The sequence below is a fragment of the Aeromicrobium sp. Leaf289 genome (assembly GCF_001423335.1).
Classification (GTDB): domain Bacteria; phylum Actinomycetota; class Actinomycetes; order Propionibacteriales; family Nocardioidaceae; genus Aeromicrobium.
On sequence record NZ_LMNK01000002.1, the window covers coordinates 1,103,386 to 1,119,553 of the forward strand.

Genomic DNA, 16,168 nt, shown 5'->3' on the forward strand with positions numbered 1-16,168 from the left:
CGGTGCCCTGCTGGGTCAGACCAGCACCGTGAAGGGCAGTCCCGGGCACGGTACCTGGGCCGTGAAGTCGCCGCGGTCGACCGGCTCGCCGGCGAACAGGTGCACGTGCGAGGACAGGACCACGCGGTCGTGGTCGTTCACGAGCGTCGCGTCGGCGGCGCGGAAGACCTCGAGCAGCGTCCGCTCGACGGTCTCGGCCAGCACGTCCGCCCCCATGACCCCGAGCATGCGCCCGTCCCGCTCCACCGGGACCGTCGAGGTGAGCATGAACTCGTCGGTGCAGACGTAGTCGATGTAGGGACCGGTCACGTGCGACGCGTGGGTGCGCTGCGGGGTGCGGAACCACTCCTGGCGGCTGTAGTCCGTCGACTGCACGAGGGCGATGGAGTCGGGGATGAGCCCCTGGTCGTCGCCCTGCCACCACGCGAGCAGGTAGGTCTCGTCGGTGAGGATCCCCGGTGACACGACGAAGCCCGCGCCCACGGTGTGCGGGTCGGCGAGCACCTCGAGGGCGTGGGGGCGCGACGCGGTGAGCACCCGCGCGGCGTCGACGGGGCCGTCGAAGAGGGGGGCCAGGGCCTCGCCGCTCTCGCGCAGCGTCACCAGCAGCGGGTGGAACAGGTCCTCGACGGCCTGCACGCAGGCCGCGACCTGAGGGGGCACCTCGGTGCCGGGACCCGGGGCGGGGGCGTTCGGGGGTTGGGACATCGGACTCACCTGATCCTCGCGTGGAGCTCGGCGAGCTCGCCGAGCAGGCGTCGCACCCGGGCGCGCACCACGCGTCGGGCCTCGTTCCCGTCGTGGCTCGCGATGGCGGCGAGCAGGGCACTGTGGTGGTCGCGCAGGGCGGACTGCTGGTCCGCGTGCCCGAATCCGAGCCGCAGGAGCCCACCGAACTCCATCTCCAGGCGCATCACGTCGCGGGCCAGGTGGGCCGAGTGCGAGAGCGCCGCCACGGCGAGGTTGAGCTCGGTGTCGACGTGGCGCCACGTGGCCGCGTCGTCGGTGTCGTCGGGGGGCAGGATCGCCCGCAGGTCCTCGACCTCCTCGACGTTGGCCCGCTCGGCGGCCAGCTCGGCGCACCCGCTCAGCACGGTCGCGTAGTGGATGCCGTGGTCGGCGATGTCGACGCGGGTCATGGCAGCCACGCGACGCTCGAGGACGTCGTCGGTCGCGCCGACGGGGCGGGTGACGAACGAGCCGCCGCCGCGCCCGCGCGTGGTGGTGACGAGCCCCTGCGCGCGCAGCGACACGAGCGCCTCGCGCGCCGTGACCGTGGCGACGCCGAGCATGCTCGCCAGCTCGGACTCGCTGGGCAGTCGCTCCCCGTCCTCGAGGATCCCCGAGCGGATCGCCTGCGCCAGACGCTGCTCCACGCGGACCGCGCGGCCGAGCTCGCCGATCGGCGCGAACACGGCGGTCCGCGCCCGGGTCGAGCGTCGACGGACGGCGGCCATGGATCTCCTCGTGTCCTCGGACCGGCCGGGCTGCCGGTGCGCACATGTTTACCGGATCGTGACACGAAGGTGTGGACATTTAACATCCAAGACCATATGTTTTGCGGCGGAAGGTGATCCGCACCACTCCTCCCGACCGTCAGGACGGACGGGGAGAATCCGTCGAAGGAGCCCGATGACCGGCACCGGCGCCACCCCCGCGATCCGACTGAGCGGCCTGCAGAAGCACTTCGGCGAGGTCCGGGCCGTCGACGGCGTGGACCTGGAGATCGCCGACGGCGAGTTCTTCTCGATGCTGGGTCCGTCGGGGTCCGGCAAGACCACGGTGCTGCGTCTCGTGGCCGGCTTCGAGCAGCCGACCGCGGGCTCGATCGAGCTCGGGGGCCGCGACGTCACCGGCTCGGCACCCTTCGAGCGCGACGTCAACACCGTGTTCCAGGACTATGCGCTGTTCCCGCACATGAGCGTGCTCGAGAACGTGGCCTACGGACTGCGGGTGCGCGGTGTCGACCGCCGCGAGCGCCGGTCCCGTGCGCTCGAGGCCCTCGAGACGGTGCGCCTGCAGCACGTGGCCGACCGTCGCCCCACGCAGCTCTCGGGCGGCCAGCGCCAACGTGTGGCCCTGGCCCGGGCCGTCGTGGTCCGCCCGAAGGTGCTCCTGCTCGACGAGCCCCTCGGCGCCCTCGACCTCAAGCTGCGCGAGCAGATGCAGGTGGAGCTCAAGCAGCTGCAGCGCGAGCTCGGCATCACCTTCGTCTTCGTCACCCACGACCAGGAGGAGGCGCTCACGCTCAGCGACCGCGTCGCCGTCTTCAACGAGGGGCGGATCGTGCAGCTGGGCAGCCCCCGGGACGTCTACGAGACCCCGGTCGACGAGTACGTCGCGTCGTTCGTCGGCACGTCGAACCTCTTCGACCCCGACGCCTCGCGCACCGTCCTCGGACGGGAGGGTCGCTACGCGCTGCGGCCGGAGAAGATCCACCTCGCGGCCTCCGGCATCGCCAGCGACCCGGTCGACGGTCGCGACAGCGTCCGCGGCGTCGTCGCCGAGACCATCTACCTCGGCATCGGTCGGCGCGTCGTCGTCGACACCGAGCAGGGCGCCCGCCTGGTCGTCCTCGAGCCCTCCACCGCCCTGGCGGCGGTCGAGCGGGGCGACGCCGTCGTCGCCTCGTGGCGCCACGACGACCTCGTGACGCTCACCTGATCCCCCCACCACACCCACAGAAGAGAACGGAATCCGAGATGATCCCCACGACCAGGAGAGGCCGCGTCGGCGCCATCGCCGCCGCCGTCACCTGCAGCCTCGCTCTCGCCGCCTGTGGCGGGGGCTCCGACGACGACGCCGCCACGGGTGCACCCACGAAGCTCGGCAAGACCGAGGGCCAGGTCTCGATCCTGGCGTGGCCCGGCTACGTCGAGGACGGCAGCAACGACCCCGACGCCGACTGGGTCACCTCCTTCGAGGAGGAGACCGGCTGCAAGGTCACGAGCAAGGTCTACGGCACGTCCGACGAGGCGTTCAACCTCGCCAAGTCCGGCGACTACGACGTCGTCGCCGCGTCCGGCGACCTCACGCTGCGCATGATCGCCGCCAAGGCGGCCGCCGAGGTCAACACCGACCTGGTGCCGAACTACGAGAAGGTCTTCGACTTCCTGAAGGACCAGGAGTGGAACACCGTCGACGGCAAGAACTACGGCGTCCCGCACGGCTACGGCGCCAACCTGCTCATGTACAACGCCGACGTCGTGAAGGACGAGCCGACGTCGTGGGACGTCGTGTTCGACAAGTCCTCGCAGTACAAGGGCAAGGTCACGGCCTACGACTCGCCGATCTACATCGCCGACGCCGCCATGTACCTCATGTCGACGCAGCCGGAGCTGAAGATCGAGAACCCCTACGCCCTCGACGAGAAGCAGCTGGCCGCCGCGGTCGACCTGCTCAAGGGCCAGCGCACCAACGTCGGCGAGTACTGGTCGGACTACCTCAAGGAGGCCTCGGCCTTCAAGACCGGCGACTCCGTGGTGGGCACCACCTGGCAGGTCATCGCGAACACGATCGACCAGGACAACGTGAAGGTCACGGTGCCGAAGGAGGGCGTCACGGGCTGGAACGACACCTGGATGATCGCCGCCAAGGCCAAGAACCCCAACTGCGCCTACAAGTGGCTCGACCACATCGAGGACCCGAAGACCAACGCGCAGGCCACCGAGTACTTCGGCGAGTCGCCGAACAGCGAGGAGGCGTGCGAATTCGCGAGCGAGGGCTTCTGCGAGACGTACCACGCCGGCGACAAGGCCTACTCGGACAAGATCTGGTACTGGCGCACGCCGATCGCCGAGTGCCTCGACGGCCGCACGGACGTCGAGTGCACCGACTACTCGGACTGGACCAAGGCCTGGACCGAGATCAAGGGCTGACGTGACCCAGTCGACCACGTCCGAGGTGGCCGTCCCGTCCCTGTCCGGGACCGGGGCGGCCACCCGCCGGGCCTCCTCCTTCCTCGCCACGCGGCCGCGGCTGAGGCTCGGGCTGTTCCTGACCGCGCCGCTGACGTGGCTCGTGCTCGTCTACGTGGTGGCGCTCTCGGCGCTGCTCGTGACGGCGCTGTGGTCGGTCGACAGCTTCACCGGTGAGATCGACCGCGGCCTCACCCTCGACAACCTGCGCGAGGTCGTCACCAACTCGCTCTACCGCACGGTCACGCTGCGCACGCTCGGTGTCGCGGCGCTGGTGACGGTCGTCGACGTCGCGATCGCGCTGCCGATCGCCTTCTACATGGCCAAGGTCGCGTCGCCGCGTGCCCGGCGTCTGCTGGTGGTCGCGGTCCTCACGCCGCTGTGGGCGAGCTACCTCGTCAAGGCGTTCGCCTGGCGGTCGCTGCTCAGCGAGGGCGGGCTCGTCGACTGGGTGCTGAACCCGTTCGGCGGCCAGACGCCCGGCTACGGGCTGACCGCCGTCGTGCTCACGCAGGCCTACATCTGGCTGCCGTACGTGATCCTGCCGATCTTCGCCGGCATGGAGCGCGTCCCCGACTCGATGCTCGAGGCTGCGGGCGACCTCGGCGCGTCGGCGGGCACCACCGTCCGGACCGTCGTGATGCCGCTGCTGCTGCCCTCGGTCGCCGCGGGCTCGATCTTCAGCTTCTCCCTCACGCTGGGCGACTACATCAGCGTCAACATCGTGGGCGGTGCCAACCAGATGCTCGGCAACCTCGTCTACACGAACGTCGGCGCGGCCAACAACCTGCCGCTCGCCGCCGCGATCGCCCTCATCCCCATCGTCGTCATGCTCGGGTACCTCGCGGCGGTCCGCCGCACGGGCGCCCTGGACACCCTCTAGGAGCGCGTCGTGACCCTCAGTCCTCTCGCGCGACGTCTGCTGCTCGGCGTCACCGGCCTCGTGCTGGTGCTCATGTACGCGCCGCTGCTGGTCGTGGTGGCCAACTCCTTCAACCCCGACCCGTCGATGACGTGGCCGCCCGAGGGGTTCACCACCCAGTGGTGGGTGCGCGCGTTCCACAGCGCGGGCGCCCGCGACGCGGTGCTCACGAGCGTGCAGGTGGCGCTCGCCTCGACCGCCGTGGCGCTGCTGCTCGGCACGCTCATGGCCTTCGCGCTGCAGCGGTTCGCGTTCTTCGGGCGCAACACGGTGAACCTGCTCGTGATCCTGCCGATCGCCCTGCCCGGCATCGTCACCGGCGTGGCGCTGAACAACGCCTTCCGCGGGATCCTGGCCATCGAGCTGGGCGTGGCCACGCTGATCGTCGCGCACGCCACCTTCTGCATCGTCACGGTGTTCAACAACGTCATCGCCCGGCTGCGCCGCATGGGCGGCAACCTGGAGGAGGCCTCGGCCGACCTGGGCGCGGGCCTCTGGACGACGTTCCGACTCGTCACGTTCCCGCAGCTGCGCTCGGCGCTGCTCGCCGGTGGTCTCCTCGCCTTCGCGCTGAGCTTCGACGAGATCATCGTGACCACCTTCACGGCCGGGCCCGGCACCACGACCCTGCCGATCTGGATCCTCAACAACCTGTTCCGTCCCAACCAGGCGCCGGTGGTCGCGGTCGTGGCCGTGGTGCTGATCGTCGTCTCCGTGGTGCCGATCTGGATCGCGCAGCGCATCGCCGGCGAGGCGGAGACGGTTCGATGAGCGGCGCACCCGTGCCGCCGCTCGTCGCCGGGCCGAGGACCCGCGCACCGCGTAACGTCGGACTCCCGACCTCACGACCAGCCACCACCCTCCGCCCCTGATCGAAGGAGCCCCCGATGAGCCTCTACGCCGTCACGAACCCCGCCACCGGCGAGGTCGTCCAGGAGTACCCCACCGCCAGCGACGCCGACGTCGAGAACGCGGTCACGGCCGCGGACGAGGCGTTCCGCACGTGGTCGCGGTCCTCCACCGTGGCCGAGCGGGCCGAGCTGGTGCGCCGCGTCGGCGCGCTGCACCACGAGCGTCGCGACGAGCTGGCCGCCATCATCCAGCGCGAGATGGGCAAGCCGCTCGAGGAGTGCCTGGGCGAGGTCGACTTCTGCACCGCCATCTACGACTTCTACGCCGACAACGCCGCGGCGTTCATGGCCGACGAGCCGCTCGAGCTGCTCGAGGGCGAGGGATCGGCCGTCGTGAAGCGCACGGCCGTGGGCGTGCTGCTCGGCATCATGCCGTGGAACTTCCCGTACTACCAGATCGCACGCTTCGCGGGCCCCAACCTCGCGACCGGCAACACCATCGTCCTCAAGCACGCACCGCAGTGCCCCGAGTCCGCCGCGGCGCTCGAGCGGATCTTCCTCGACGCCGGCTTCCCCGAGGGTGCCTACGTCAACGTCTACGCCACGAACGAGCAGGTCGCCGACGTCATCGCCGACCCGCGGGTCCAGGGCGTCTCGCTCACCGGGTCCGAGCGCGCCGGTGCGGCCGTGGCCGAGATCGCTGGTCGCCACCTCAAGAAGGTCGTCCTCGAGCTCGGCGGTTCCGACCCGTTCGTGGTGCTGGGCAGCTCCGACCTCGACGACACGGTCGACAAGGCCGTGGCGGCGCGGCTCGACAACACCGGCCAGGCCTGCAACGCGGGCAAGCGGTTCATCGTCGTCGAGGACCTCTACGACTCGTTCGTCGAGAAGTTCACCGCCAAGATGCTCGCGGCCGCCGAGGGCATCGCGCCGCTGTCGTCCGTCGCCGCGGCCGAGCGTCTGGCCGACCAGGTTGAGCGTGCCGTCGAGCAGGGCGCGCACCTGGAGAGCGCGGGGGAGCGCGACGGCGCCCACTTCCCGCCCGGCGTGCTCACGGGCGTGAAGCCCGGTGACGACGCCTTCCACGAGGAGCTGTTCGGCCCGGTGGGCATCGTGTTCAAGGTCGGGTCGGAGGAGGAGGCCGTGGAGCTCGCGAACGACACCCCGTTCGGTCTCGGCTCCTACGTGTTCACCGACGACGCCGACCAGGCCCAGCGGGTGGCCGACCGCATCGAGGCCGGCATGGTCTTCGTCAACGGCGTCGGCGCCGAGGGTGCCGAGCTGCCCTTCGGCGGCGTCAAGCGGTCCGGGTTCGGCCGCGAGCTCGGACGCTTCGGCATGGACGAGTTCGTCAACAAGAAGCTCATCCGCACGGTCGGCTGAGCGCCGCACCTCGACGAGGTGCCCGGTCCCGCGTCATGACCGGGGTCCTGCTCCGTCCCAGTAGGTGCCGGTCCCGCTCGGCAACAGGGCGGGCGGGGCCGGCACCCCGGGCCACGGCAGCGTCGCCGCGATGGGCGTGATCGGCCCGGACTAGGCTGGCGGCCGTGGCCTACGACGCGCTGTTCTCGACGGTCTTCGCCCGCATGGACCCCGAGGTCGCGCACGAGCAGGCGTTCCGGGCGATCCGGCTCGGGGGTCGCCTCGCCGCTCCGCTGACGTCGGTGCCCCCGGCGCCCCGCACCGTGATGGGGGTGGAGTTCCCGAACGCGTTCGGGCTGGCGGCGGGCTTCGACAAGAACGCCCGCGCCGTCCCGGGCCTGCTGGGGCTGGGCTTCGGGCACGTCGAGGTCGGGACGGTCACGGCGCGCCCGCAGCCGGGGAACCCACGGCCGCGCCTGTTCCGGCTGCTCGAGGACGAGGCGATCGTGAACCGGATGGGGTTCAACAACGACGGTGCGGCCGTGGTGGCGTCCCGCCTGCACCGGCTGCGCCGCACCCGTGCGGGTGCCGACGCGGTGATCGGCGTCAACATCGGCAAGACGAAGGTCGTGCCGGCGGCCGAGGCCGTGGCCGACTACGTGGAGAGCGCCCGCCTGCTCGCCCCCTACGCGAGCTACCTCGTGGTCAACGTCTCGAGCCCGAACACCCCGGGCCTGCGCGACCTGCAGGCCGTCGACTCGCTCCGGCCCATCCTCGAGGCCGTGGGCGACGTCACCGCCCGAGAGGGCGTTCCTCTGGTGGTCAAGATCGCGCCGGACCTCGCCGACGCCGACGTCGACGCGGTGGCCGACCTGGCTCTCGAGCTAGGGCTGGCCGGCATCAGCGCCACCAACACGACGATCGCGCGCCCGGACTCGTTGCGCACGCCCCGGGCGACGGTCGACGCCGCGGGTGCCGGGGGCCTCTCCGGGCCGGTGCTCGCCGACCGGTCCACGGAGGTGCTGCGCCGCCTGAGGGGACGTGTGGGCGACCGGCTGGCCCTGGTCGGCGTCGGCGGCGTGACCACGCCGCAGGACGTCCGCGACCGTCTCGACGCGGGTGCGGACCTGGTGCAGGCGTACACCGGATTCGTCTACGGCGGGCCGCTGTGGCCGGCCCGTCTGGCCCGCGCTTCCAGGCTCTGAGCGACGTCGGCGGAGAAGGGGGACCCCCCGATTTCGTCCTGCGCCGACCATTGGGTACTGTTGGCTGTCGGCTTGCCCCTTTAGCTCAGTCGGCAGAGCGTTTCCATGGTAAGGAAAAGGTCTACGGTTCGATTCCGTAAAGGGGCTCTGAGAGACGGGGAGACTCGTCCCCTCGCGGCTGGGTAGCTCAGGTGGTTAGAGCACACGACTCATAATCGTGGTGTCGCGGGTTCGAGTCCCGCCCCAGCTACCGAAGACCGCACGTGCACGGCATCACCCCCAGACCAGAAGAGGCAGACCAGTGGCGAGCAAGAGCTCCGACGTTCGACCCAAGATCACCTTGGCTTGCACCGAGTGCAAGGAGCGCAACTACATCACCAAGAAGAACCGTCGCAACGATCCCGATCGTCTCGACCTCAAGAAGTTCTGCCCGCGCTGCAAGACCCACCAGGTCCACCGCGAGACGCGCTGAGCCTCCCGCACCACCGTCACGAGACCCCCGGCCGCACGGCCGGGGGTCTCGTGCGTCCTGGTCCGGTGCGTCACCTCCTTCCCCTGACCGTGGGAGCGGGTCCTAGGCTCGACGCATGGATCTCGCGCAGCTGACCACCCTGCGCCTCGGGGGGCCGGCGCGCGACGTCGTCGAGGCCACCACCGAGCAGGAGCTCGTCGACGCGGTGCGGACGGCCGACGACGCCGGCGTCCCGCTCCTGCTGGTCGCGGGCGGGAGCAACCTCGTGGTCGGCGACGCCGGCTTCGAGGGGACCGTCGTGCTCGTGCGCACGACGGGGCGCCAGGTCGACGCCGACGCCTGCAGCGGCGCCATGGTCACCGTGCAGGCGGGGGAGTCGTGGGACGCGCTCGTCGCGGTGGCCGTCGAGTCCGGCTGGGTCGGGCTGGAGGCGCTGTCGGGCATCCCCGGGTCCGTGGGGGCCACGCCCATCCAGAACGTCGGTGCCTACGGCCAGGAGGTCGCGCAGACCATCGCCTCGGTGCGGGTCTACGACCGCGCCGAGCAGCGGGTGCGCACCCTGTTCGCCGTGGACTGCGGGTTCGGCTACCGGCACAGCCGCTTCAAGGCCGAGCCCGGCCGGTTCGTGGTGCTCGCCGTGGCGTTCCAGCTGCGTCTGGGCGACCTGTCCGCGCCCGTCGCGTACGCCGAGCTGGCCACCCGCCTGGGCGTCGACGTGGGCGACCGCGCCCCCCTGGCCGACGTCCGTGGGGCGGTGCTCGGGCTGCGGGCCGCGAAGGGCATGGTGCTCGACGCCGACGACCACGACACGTGGAGCGCGGGGTCGTTCTTCACCAACCCCGTCCTCGACGCCGACGCGGCCGGGCGTCTGCCCGAGGGGGCCCCGCGGTTCCCGCAGGCCGACGGAACCGTCAAGACGAGCGCGGCATGGCTCATCCAGGCCGCCGGGTTCGAGCGCGGTCACACGGTGGCCGGTGGGCGGGCCGCGGTCTCCTCCAAGCACACCCTGGCCCTCACGAACCGCGGCGACGCCACGGGCGAGGACCTGCTCGCCCTGGCCCGGGAGGTGCGCGACGGCGTGCGCGACGCCTTCGGCATCACCCTCGTGCCGGAACCCGTGCTCGTCGGCTGCACCCTCTGAGCCGGCCTCGCGGACGAACGGTTCGGGCGAGGGCCTCAGTACCCCGTGTCCGCGGAGAGCTGCAGGTGGGCCCGTACGGCGAAGCCCACCAGGACGAGCAGGCCGACGACGACCAGTGCCGTGGCGAGCGCGCCGAGGACCATTCCGGCCGTGGCCTGTCGGCGGCCGACCCACCGTGCAGGATCACGGTCGATCTCGCGACGCGTCGAGACCCCCAGGTGCCAGACGTACGGGCCGAGCAGGGCGGGCAGCACGAACACGGCCCCGACGAGGGACAGCAGGCCCAGCACGTAGGCCCGGTCCGCGCCGGGGTGGACGGTGGGCGCGGGGTGGTCGAGGTCCGGCACGTCGATGCCGCTCACGACGTCCGCCACCGGTCGACGTCGGCCAGGGCCGCAGCCTTGAGGTCGTCGGGGGCGTGCGAGCGGCGCAGCGACATCGCGGCGAGGTCGGCCAGCTCGTCGTCGCTGAAGTCCTGCGCGGCCCGCAGCACGTTGTACTGACCGGCCAGCCGCGAGCCGAAGAGCAACGGGTCGTCGGCGCCGAGCGCGACGTCGACGCCGGCCTCGACGAGGGTGCGCACCGGCACCTCCTCGAGCGTGGCGTACACGCCGAGCGCCACGTTTGAGGTGGGGCACACCTCGAGGGCCACGCCGGCCTCGGCGACCCGCTCGAGCACCGCCGGGTCCTCGCTCGAGCGCACGCCGTGGCCCAGGCGGGTGGGGTGCAGGTGGTCGAGGCACTGCGCCACGTGGGCCGGGCCGCGCAGCTCACCGCCGTGGGGCACGAGCGAGAGCCCGGCCCGCTCGGCGATCGCGAAGGCCGGGGCGAAGGCGGCCGTGTCGCCCCGCCGCTCGTCGTTCGAGAGCCCGAAGCCGACCACGCCGCGTCCGGCGTACTGCCCGGCGAGGCGCGCCAGCGTGCGGGCGTCGAGGGGGTGGCGGGTGCGGTTCGCGGCCACCACGACCGCCATGCCGGTGCCCACGCGCTCTCCGGCGTCACGGGCGGCGTCGATCACGAGGTCGGTGAAGGCGGTGATGCCACCGAACCGGGCGCCGTAGCCCGACGGGTCGACCTGGATCTCGGTCCACACCGCACCGTCGCGGGCGTCGTCCTCGGCCGCCTCCAGGACCAGGCGCCGCACGTCGTCCTCCGTGCGCAGGACCGAGCGGGCCACGTCGTACAGCCGCTGGAACCGGAACCAGCCCTTCTCGTCCGTGGCCACGAGCTGGGGCGGCCACTCCTCGACGAGGGCCGGCGGCAGCCGGATGCCGTCGCGCTCGGCGAGCTCCACCAGGGTCGTGTGGCGCATCGACCCGGTGAAGTGCAGGTGCAGGTGCGCCTTGGGCAGCGTGGCGACGGACCTCACGGGGTGAGGGCCTCCGCCACGTACGAGCGGGCCCCGCGGGCCTCGAGCCCGGCCCGGACCCGCTCGATCGTGCGAGGACGCACCAGCACGTGGAACAGCATGGAGGGCACCCCGACGACGACGGCGAGGACGAACGGCCACGGCCCCTCGTCGAGGACGAACGACAGCGCCAGCGCGGCGATCAGCGGGGCCTCCGTCAGGACGAAGCGCAGGATCATCGTGGTCTGGAACGCCTGCACCGAGGCGCGCCGGGCGGCGGCCTCGTCGAGCCCGGGCTCCAGTGCGGCCACGCGGTAGCCGATCGTCTGCGCGGCGAGGAAGCCGAGGACCACGGCACCGAGGGCGGCGGCCGCGCCGACCACCGAGAGCTCACCCTGGTCGGGAGGCAGCACGAACAGGATCGCGACCAGCACGATGAGGGGCGAGGTGCCCAACGTGAGCGCGAGGACCCGCAGCGAGCGGCCGGGGGACGGGGCGGGCTGGGCGACGCTCATGGCGTCACCGTATCGGCCGGTGCCGACCCCGCGCCCGTCCACCGCCGGGTGCGTCGCGCGTGCGCCGGGTGGAGGCCGCGGCTACTGCGAGGCGCGGGCGGCACGCTCGACCGCGTCGGCCACGCGGTGGTGGACCTCCGGGTGGAAGACGCTCGGCACGATGTAGTCGGCGTTGAGCTCGTCGTCCTCGACGCACGCCGCGATGGCCTCGGCCGCCGCCAGGAGCACCGGCACGTCGATGCCGTGGCTGTGCGCGTCGAGCAGTCCGCGGAAGATCCCCGGGAACGCCAGCACGTTGTTGATCTGGTTCGGGTAGTCCGACCGACCGGTGGCCACCACGCGCGCGTGCTCGCGGGCGAGGGCCGGGTCGATCTCCGGGTCCGGGTTGGCGAGGGCGAACACCACGGCGTCGTCGGCCATCGTGGCGACGTCGGCGGCACCGAGCAGGCGTGGCGCGCTGACGCCGATGAACACGTCGGCGTCGACGAGAGCGTCCTTCAGGGTGCCCGAGACGCCACGCGGGTTGGTGTTCTCCCCGATCCAGGCGAGCGTGGGGTCGGTGTCGCCGCGCTCCGTGGAGACGATGCCGTCGACGTCGCACACGACCACGTCGCGCAGGCCTGCCCCGAGGAGCAGCCGCAGGATCGCGGTGCCGGCGGCGCCGGCACCCACCAGCACCACGCGCACGTCCTCGAGCGACTTCTCGACCACGCGCAGGGCGTTGCGCAGCGCGGCCAGCACCACGATGGCGGTGCCGTGCTGGTCGTCGTGGAAGACGGGGATGTCGAGCCGCTCGCGCAGGCGTGCCTCGATCTCGAAGCACCGCGGCGCCGAGATGTCCTCGAGGTTGATGCCGGCGAACCCGGGGGCCACGGCGGCGACGGTCTCGACGATCTGGTCCACGTCCTGGGTGTCCAGGCACAGCGGCCAGGCGTCGATGCCGCCGAAGGTCTTGAACAGGGCGGCCTTGCCCTCCATGACCGGCAGGGCTGCGTGCGGGCCGATGTTGCCGAGTCCGAGCACGGCCGAGCCGTCGGTGACCACGGCCACGCTGTTGCGCTTGATGGTCAGGCGCCGCGCGTCCTCGCGGTCGGCCGCGATCGCCTGGCAGATGCGGGCGACGCCGGGGGTGTAGACCATCGAGAGGTCGTCGCGGTTGCGCAGCGCGTGCTTGGACGCGGTCTCGATGACCCCGCCGAGGTGCATGAGGAAGGTGCGGTCGGAGACCTTCTTGACGGCGACGTCGGGGATCGCCCGCAGCCCCTCGACGATGCGGTCGGCGTGGGCGGTGTCGCCGGCGGCGATGGTCAGGTCGATGCGCAGGGCGTCGGCGCGCGACGCGGCCACGTCGAGCGCGGTCACGATGCCCCCGCTGGACTCCACCGTGGTCGTCAGGTGGCTCACGGCGGTGCCGCCGGCCGGCACCTCGAGGCGCACCGTGATGGAGTGGGACACGTTCGGGGCGGGGGACGCGCCGACGGCACTTTCGGTCGTGGAATGGCTCACGATCCTCTGTTCTACGGGACCGGACCGGTTACCCGCGAGTCGTGCACATTGAGTTCACGCCGCCCGGCGGGGGTGCCGGGCCGTGGGCGGCGGACGGTACGGCGGGGTGCCGGGCCGCAGGCGGCGGACGGTACGGCGGGGGGCCGGGCCGCAGGCGGCGGACGGTACGGCGGGGGGCCGGGCCGCAGGCGGCAGACGGCGCAGCGGGGGTGCCGGGCCGCAGGCGGCAGAGGGCGCCGGCGGTCGGTTCGACTCGGCCGGTGCGCACCCCGTACACTGGACGGACCGGTGAGATCTCACTCTGTTTCGTCATGCCCTCGTGTCCTGCACGCAGGACGGGGGAGACGGGCAGAAGCGCCGGTGGACGGCACTAGCTCAACTGGCAGAGCATCGGTCTCCAAAACCGAAGGTTGGGGGTTCAAGTCCCTCGTGCCGTGCCAGCACCATCACCACATCGCACCATCCAGACCAGCACGACCAACGAAGGGGACACCGTGAGCGATCGCCACGAGACGTCGGCCACGAAGGAACGGCGCACGTCGCCGTTGACCTTCTACCGGCAGGTCGTCGCGGAGCTGCGGAAGGTCGTGTGGCCCACGCGGCCGCAGGTCGTCAACTACTTCTTCGTCGTGCTCGTCTTCGTCCTGATCATGATGGCGTTCGTCGCCGGCCTGGACTACGGGTTCGGCAAGGCGATGTTCGCCGTGTTCGCGTGAACTGCAGAGGAAACCAGTGACTGAACAGTCCCCCGAGACGAGCAACGTCGAGGTCGAGGAGCTCTCCGACGTCGAGGCGTCGGACGAGTCCGCCGCGTCGATCGACGAGGCCCCCGAGGTCGAGGACGTGCCCGAGGGCGCCGACGAGACCGTCGACGCCGACCAGGCCGCCGAGGCCGAGGTCGACGCCGAGCTCGACGCCGACGTCCCTGCCGACGAGGCCGGTGACGGTGAAGAGGCCGGCGAGGACGCCCCCGTCGACGCGCTCGCGGAGTTCCGCGAGCGGCTCTACAGCCAGTTCGGCGACTGGTACGTCGTGCACACCTACTCCGGCATGGAGAAGCGTGTGAAGGCGAACCTCGAGAACCGCATCACCTCGCTCAACGCCGAGGACTACATCTTCGAGATCGTCGTCCCCACCGAGGAGGTCGCCGAGATCAAGAACGGGCAGCGCAAGCTCGTCAAGCGCACCGTGCTCCCCGGCTACGTCCTGGTCCGCATGGACCTCACCGACGAGTCGTGGGGCGTCGTGCGCCACACCCCGTCGGTCACCGGCTTCGTGGGCAACTCCCACCAGCCGGTGCCCCTCAGCCTCGCCGAGGTCGAGCAGATGCTCGCCCCGGCGGTGGAGGCCGAGGTCGCCCAGCAGGCGGCCGACGCCCCCGAGCAGCAGCAGACCGCATCGTCCCCCAAGGTCGAGTTCGCCGACTTCACGACGGGTGACTCCGTCATGGTCGTCGACGGTCCGTTCGCCACGCTCCACGCGACGATCACGGAGATCAACCTCGACGCGCAGAGGGTCAAGGCCCTCGTCGAGATCTTCGGTCGCGAGACCCCGGTCGAGCTGAGCTTCACCCAGATCCAGAAGGTCTGAGCCGGCTCCTCCGGCCTGCACCACCCATCCACAGAAGGACCCGAAGAACAATGCCTCCCAAGAAGAAGGTCGCCGCACTCGTCAAGGTGCAGCTCAACGCCGGCATGGCGAACCCGGCGCCCCCCGTCGGTACCGCGCTCGGCCCGCACGGCGTGAACATCATGGAGTTCTGCAAGGCGTACAACGCCGCCACGGAGTCCATGCGCGGCAACGTCGTCCCCGTCGAGATCACGATCTACGAGGACCGCTCGTTCACGTTCGTGACCAAGACGCCGCCGGCCGCCGAGCTGATCAAGAAGGCCGCCGGTCTGTCCAAGGGCTCGTCCACGCCGCACACCGACAAGGTCGGCAAGCTCAGCAAGGACCAGATCCGCGAGATCGCCACGACCAAGCTGCCTGACCTGAACGCGAACGACCTCGACCAGGCCATGAAGATCGTCGAGGGAACCGCCCGCTCCATGGGCGTCACCACCGACTGACACACCCACCCCGACCAGCAACACGTGGCAGGGCCGGCTGGGCCCGCGAGACCACACCTGGTGCACACCGAAGGAAGCCAGACATGACACAGCACAGCAAGGCGTACCGCGCCGTCGCCGAGAAGATCGACAAGGACGCCGTCTACACCCCGCTCGAGGCCACCACGCTGGCCAAGGAGTCGGGCAGCAAGAACTACGACTCCACGGTCGACGTCTCCGTCCGCCTCGGCGTCGACCCCCGCAAGGCCGACCAGATGGTGCGCGGCACCGTCAACCTGCCCCACGGCACCGGCAAGACCGCTCGGGTCCTGGTCTTCGCGACCGGTGCCAACGCCGACGCCGCCCGTGAGGCCGGCGCCGACCACGTGGGTGCCGACGAGCTCGTCGACAAGGTCAACGAGGGCTGGCTCGACTTCGACGCCGTCGTCGCCACGCCCGACATGATGGGCAAGGTCGGCCGGCTCGGCCGCGTCCTCGGCCCGCGCAACCTGATGCCGAACCCGAAGACCGGCACGGTGACCACCGACGTCGCCAAGGCCGTCGGCGACATCAAGGGCGGCAAGGTCCAGTTCCGCGTCGACCGTCACGCCAACCTGCACTTCGTGATCGGCAAGGCCTCGTTCTCGGCCGAGCAGCTCGCCGAGAACTACGGCGCGGCCCTCGAGGAGATCCTGCGTCTCAAGCCGGCCAGCTCCAAGGGTCGGTACCTGAAGAAGATCACCGTCTCCACGACGAACGGCCCGGGTGTCCCCGTCGACACGACGCACCTGCGGAACTTCACGTCGGCCGACGAGGCCTGAGCCTCCAGCCGACACCGGACCCCCTCCGCCCCTCGGGCGGAGGGGGTCCGTGCGTCCGGG

The 16,168-nt window shown here is 71.4% G+C and carries 18 protein-coding genes and 3 tRNA genes; 15 read left to right on the forward strand and 6 right to left on the reverse strand.

What is annotated here, in order from left to right; all coding sequences use genetic code 11:
• Nucleotides 1-15: 15 nt before the first annotated feature.
• Nucleotides 16-708: a cache domain-containing protein gene (locus ASF37_RS09320; protein WP_055964126.1), complete on the reverse strand. Its 693-nt coding sequence runs from the start codon at nucleotides 706-708 to the stop codon at nucleotides 16-18.
• A 5-nt stretch (nucleotides 709-713) separates the two neighbouring features.
• Nucleotides 714-1,457 carry a FadR/GntR family transcriptional regulator gene (locus ASF37_RS09325; protein ID WP_056579992.1) on the reverse strand — a complete coding sequence of 248 codons (744 nt, stop codon included), beginning with the start codon at nucleotides 1,455-1,457 and terminating at the stop codon, nucleotides 714-716.
• Between the two features lie 175 nt (nucleotides 1,458-1,632).
• On the opposite strand from ASF37_RS09325, the gene ASF37_RS09330 reads away from it, so the two are divergent.
• The 10 genes from ASF37_RS09330 (at nucleotide 1,633) to ASF37_RS09375 (ending at nucleotide 9,870) form a co-directional block, all read left to right on the forward strand.
• Nucleotides 1,633-2,664, forward strand: coding sequence for an ABC transporter ATP-binding protein (locus tag ASF37_RS09330; protein WP_055964133.1), 1,032 nt, complete (start codon nucleotides 1,633-1,635; stop codon nucleotides 2,662-2,664).
• Between the two features lie 38 nt (nucleotides 2,665-2,702).
• Nucleotides 2,703-3,878: an extracellular solute-binding protein gene (locus tag ASF37_RS09335; protein WP_056579994.1), complete on the forward strand. Its 1,176-nt coding sequence runs from the start codon at nucleotides 2,703-2,705 to the stop codon at nucleotides 3,876-3,878.
• A gap of 1 nt (nucleotide 3,879) precedes the next feature.
• The gene (locus ASF37_RS09340; protein WP_235493043.1) at nucleotides 3,880-4,800 is read left to right on the forward strand and encodes an ABC transporter permease; all 921 of its coding nucleotides are present in this window, start codon (nucleotides 3,880-3,882) and stop codon (nucleotides 4,798-4,800) included.
• Between the two features lie 9 nt (nucleotides 4,801-4,809).
• The gene (locus ASF37_RS09345; protein WP_055964139.1) at nucleotides 4,810-5,610 is read left to right on the forward strand and encodes an ABC transporter permease; all 801 of its coding nucleotides are present in this window, start codon (nucleotides 4,810-4,812) and stop codon (nucleotides 5,608-5,610) included.
• Nucleotides 5,611-5,726: 116 nt separating this feature from the next.
• Nucleotides 5,727-7,073 carry an NAD-dependent succinate-semialdehyde dehydrogenase gene (locus ASF37_RS09350; protein ID WP_056579996.1) on the forward strand — a complete coding sequence of 449 codons (1,347 nt, stop codon included), beginning with the start codon at nucleotides 5,727-5,729 and terminating at the stop codon, nucleotides 7,071-7,073.
• A gap of 164 nt (nucleotides 7,074-7,237) precedes the next feature.
• Nucleotides 7,238-8,257 carry a quinone-dependent dihydroorotate dehydrogenase gene (locus ASF37_RS09355; protein WP_056579998.1) on the forward strand — a complete coding sequence of 340 codons (1,020 nt, stop codon included), beginning with the start codon at nucleotides 7,238-7,240 and terminating at the stop codon, nucleotides 8,255-8,257.
• Between the two features lie 74 nt (nucleotides 8,258-8,331).
• A tRNA-Thr gene (locus tag ASF37_RS09360) sits at nucleotides 8,332-8,404 on the forward strand.
• A 29-nt stretch (nucleotides 8,405-8,433) separates the two neighbouring features.
• Nucleotides 8,434-8,507 (forward strand) — tRNA-Met (locus ASF37_RS09365).
• A gap of 51 nt (nucleotides 8,508-8,558) precedes the next feature.
• The gene (rpmG, locus tag ASF37_RS09370) at nucleotides 8,559-8,729 is read left to right on the forward strand and encodes a 50S ribosomal protein L33 (protein WP_055964149.1); all 171 of its coding nucleotides are present in this window, start codon (nucleotides 8,559-8,561) and stop codon (nucleotides 8,727-8,729) included.
• A 115-nt stretch (nucleotides 8,730-8,844) separates the two neighbouring features.
• Nucleotides 8,845-9,870, forward strand: coding sequence for a UDP-N-acetylmuramate dehydrogenase (locus ASF37_RS09375; protein WP_055964152.1), 1,026 nt, complete (start codon nucleotides 8,845-8,847; stop codon nucleotides 9,868-9,870).
• 35 nt (nucleotides 9,871-9,905) lie between these two features.
• On the opposite strand, the gene ASF37_RS09380 is transcribed toward ASF37_RS09375, so the two are convergent.
• The 4 genes from ASF37_RS09380 to ASF37_RS09395 all read right to left on the reverse strand — a co-directional run bounded on the left by ASF37_RS09380 (nucleotide 9,906) and on the right by ASF37_RS09395 (nucleotide 13,188).
• Entirely contained in the window at nucleotides 9,906-10,232 is a 327-nt protein-coding gene (locus tag ASF37_RS09380) for a DUF4190 domain-containing protein (protein WP_156364857.1), read from the reverse strand.
• Nucleotides 10,229-11,239 (reverse strand): adenosine deaminase, encoded by a 1,011-nt coding sequence (locus ASF37_RS09385; RefSeq protein WP_082480234.1) that lies wholly within the window; start codon nucleotides 11,237-11,239, stop codon nucleotides 10,229-10,231. Before ASF37_RS09385 ends, ASF37_RS09380 begins: the two co-directional genes overlap by 4 nt.
• Complete coding sequence (locus tag ASF37_RS09390) at nucleotides 11,236-11,733, reverse strand: hypothetical protein (RefSeq protein ID WP_156364856.1); 498 nt, start codon at nucleotides 11,731-11,733, stop codon at nucleotides 11,236-11,238. Before ASF37_RS09390 ends, ASF37_RS09385 begins: the two co-directional genes overlap by 4 nt.
• Before the next feature lie 81 nt (nucleotides 11,734-11,814).
• Nucleotides 11,815-13,188: an NAD-dependent malic enzyme gene (locus tag ASF37_RS09395; protein ID WP_235493042.1), complete on the reverse strand. Its 1,374-nt coding sequence runs from the start codon at nucleotides 13,186-13,188 to the stop codon at nucleotides 11,815-11,817.
• 415 nt (nucleotides 13,189-13,603) lie between these two features.
• Between ASF37_RS09395 and ASF37_RS09400 the strand changes: the two genes are divergently transcribed.
• The 5 genes from ASF37_RS09400 (at nucleotide 13,604) to rplA (ending at nucleotide 16,108) form a co-directional block, all read left to right on the forward strand.
• Nucleotides 13,604-13,679, forward strand: a tRNA-Trp gene (locus ASF37_RS09400).
• A gap of 54 nt (nucleotides 13,680-13,733) precedes the next feature.
• Complete coding sequence (gene secE, locus ASF37_RS09405; protein WP_055964164.1) at nucleotides 13,734-13,955, forward strand: preprotein translocase subunit SecE; 222 nt, start codon at nucleotides 13,734-13,736, stop codon at nucleotides 13,953-13,955.
• Between the two features lie 16 nt (nucleotides 13,956-13,971).
• Nucleotides 13,972-14,829, forward strand: coding sequence for a transcription termination/antitermination protein NusG (gene nusG, locus ASF37_RS09410; protein WP_235497344.1), 858 nt, complete (start codon nucleotides 13,972-13,974; stop codon nucleotides 14,827-14,829).
• 50 nt (nucleotides 14,830-14,879) lie between these two features.
• A complete protein-coding gene (gene rplK / locus ASF37_RS09415; RefSeq protein ID WP_055964170.1) occupies nucleotides 14,880-15,308 on the forward strand; it encodes a 50S ribosomal protein L11 in 429 nt (142 codons plus the stop codon).
• A gap of 83 nt (nucleotides 15,309-15,391) precedes the next feature.
• Nucleotides 15,392-16,108: a 50S ribosomal protein L1 gene (gene rplA, locus ASF37_RS09420; RefSeq protein ID WP_055964173.1), complete on the forward strand. Its 717-nt coding sequence runs from the start codon at nucleotides 15,392-15,394 to the stop codon at nucleotides 16,106-16,108.
• The last annotated feature ends 60 nt before the right edge of the window (nucleotides 16,109-16,168 follow it).

What these genes read in the sequence shown, in the direction of transcription:
- ASF37_RS09335 (WP_056579994.1), top strand. Translation starts at nt 2,703, where the DNA reads ATGATCCCCACGACCAGGAGAGGCCGCGTCGGCGCCATCGCCGCCGCC.
- rplK (WP_055964170.1), top strand. Translation starts at nt 14,880, where the DNA reads ATGCCTCCCAAGAAGAAGGTCGCCGCACTCGTCAAGGTGCAGCTCAAC.
- ASF37_RS09390 (WP_156364856.1), bottom strand. Translation starts at nt 11,733, where the DNA reads ATGAGCGTCGCCCAGCCCGCCCCGTCCCCCGGCCGCTCGCTGCGGGTC.
- ASF37_RS09320 (WP_055964126.1), bottom strand. Translation starts at nt 708, where the DNA reads ATGTCCCAACCCCCGAACGCCCCCGCCCCGGGTCCCGGCACCGAGGTG.
- ASF37_RS09350 (WP_056579996.1), top strand. Translation starts at nt 5,727, where the DNA reads ATGAGCCTCTACGCCGTCACGAACCCCGCCACCGGCGAGGTCGTCCAG.
- ASF37_RS09330 (WP_055964133.1), top strand. Translation starts at nt 1,633, where the DNA reads ATGACCGGCACCGGCGCCACCCCCGCGATCCGACTGAGCGGCCTGCAG.
- ASF37_RS09325 (WP_056579992.1), bottom strand. Translation starts at nt 1,457, where the DNA reads ATGGCCGCCGTCCGTCGACGCTCGACCCGGGCGCGGACCGCCGTGTTC.
- rplA (WP_055964173.1), top strand. Translation starts at nt 15,392, where the DNA reads ATGACACAGCACAGCAAGGCGTACCGCGCCGTCGCCGAGAAGATCGAC.
- ASF37_RS09375 (WP_055964152.1), top strand. Translation starts at nt 8,845, where the DNA reads ATGGATCTCGCGCAGCTGACCACCCTGCGCCTCGGGGGGCCGGCGCGC.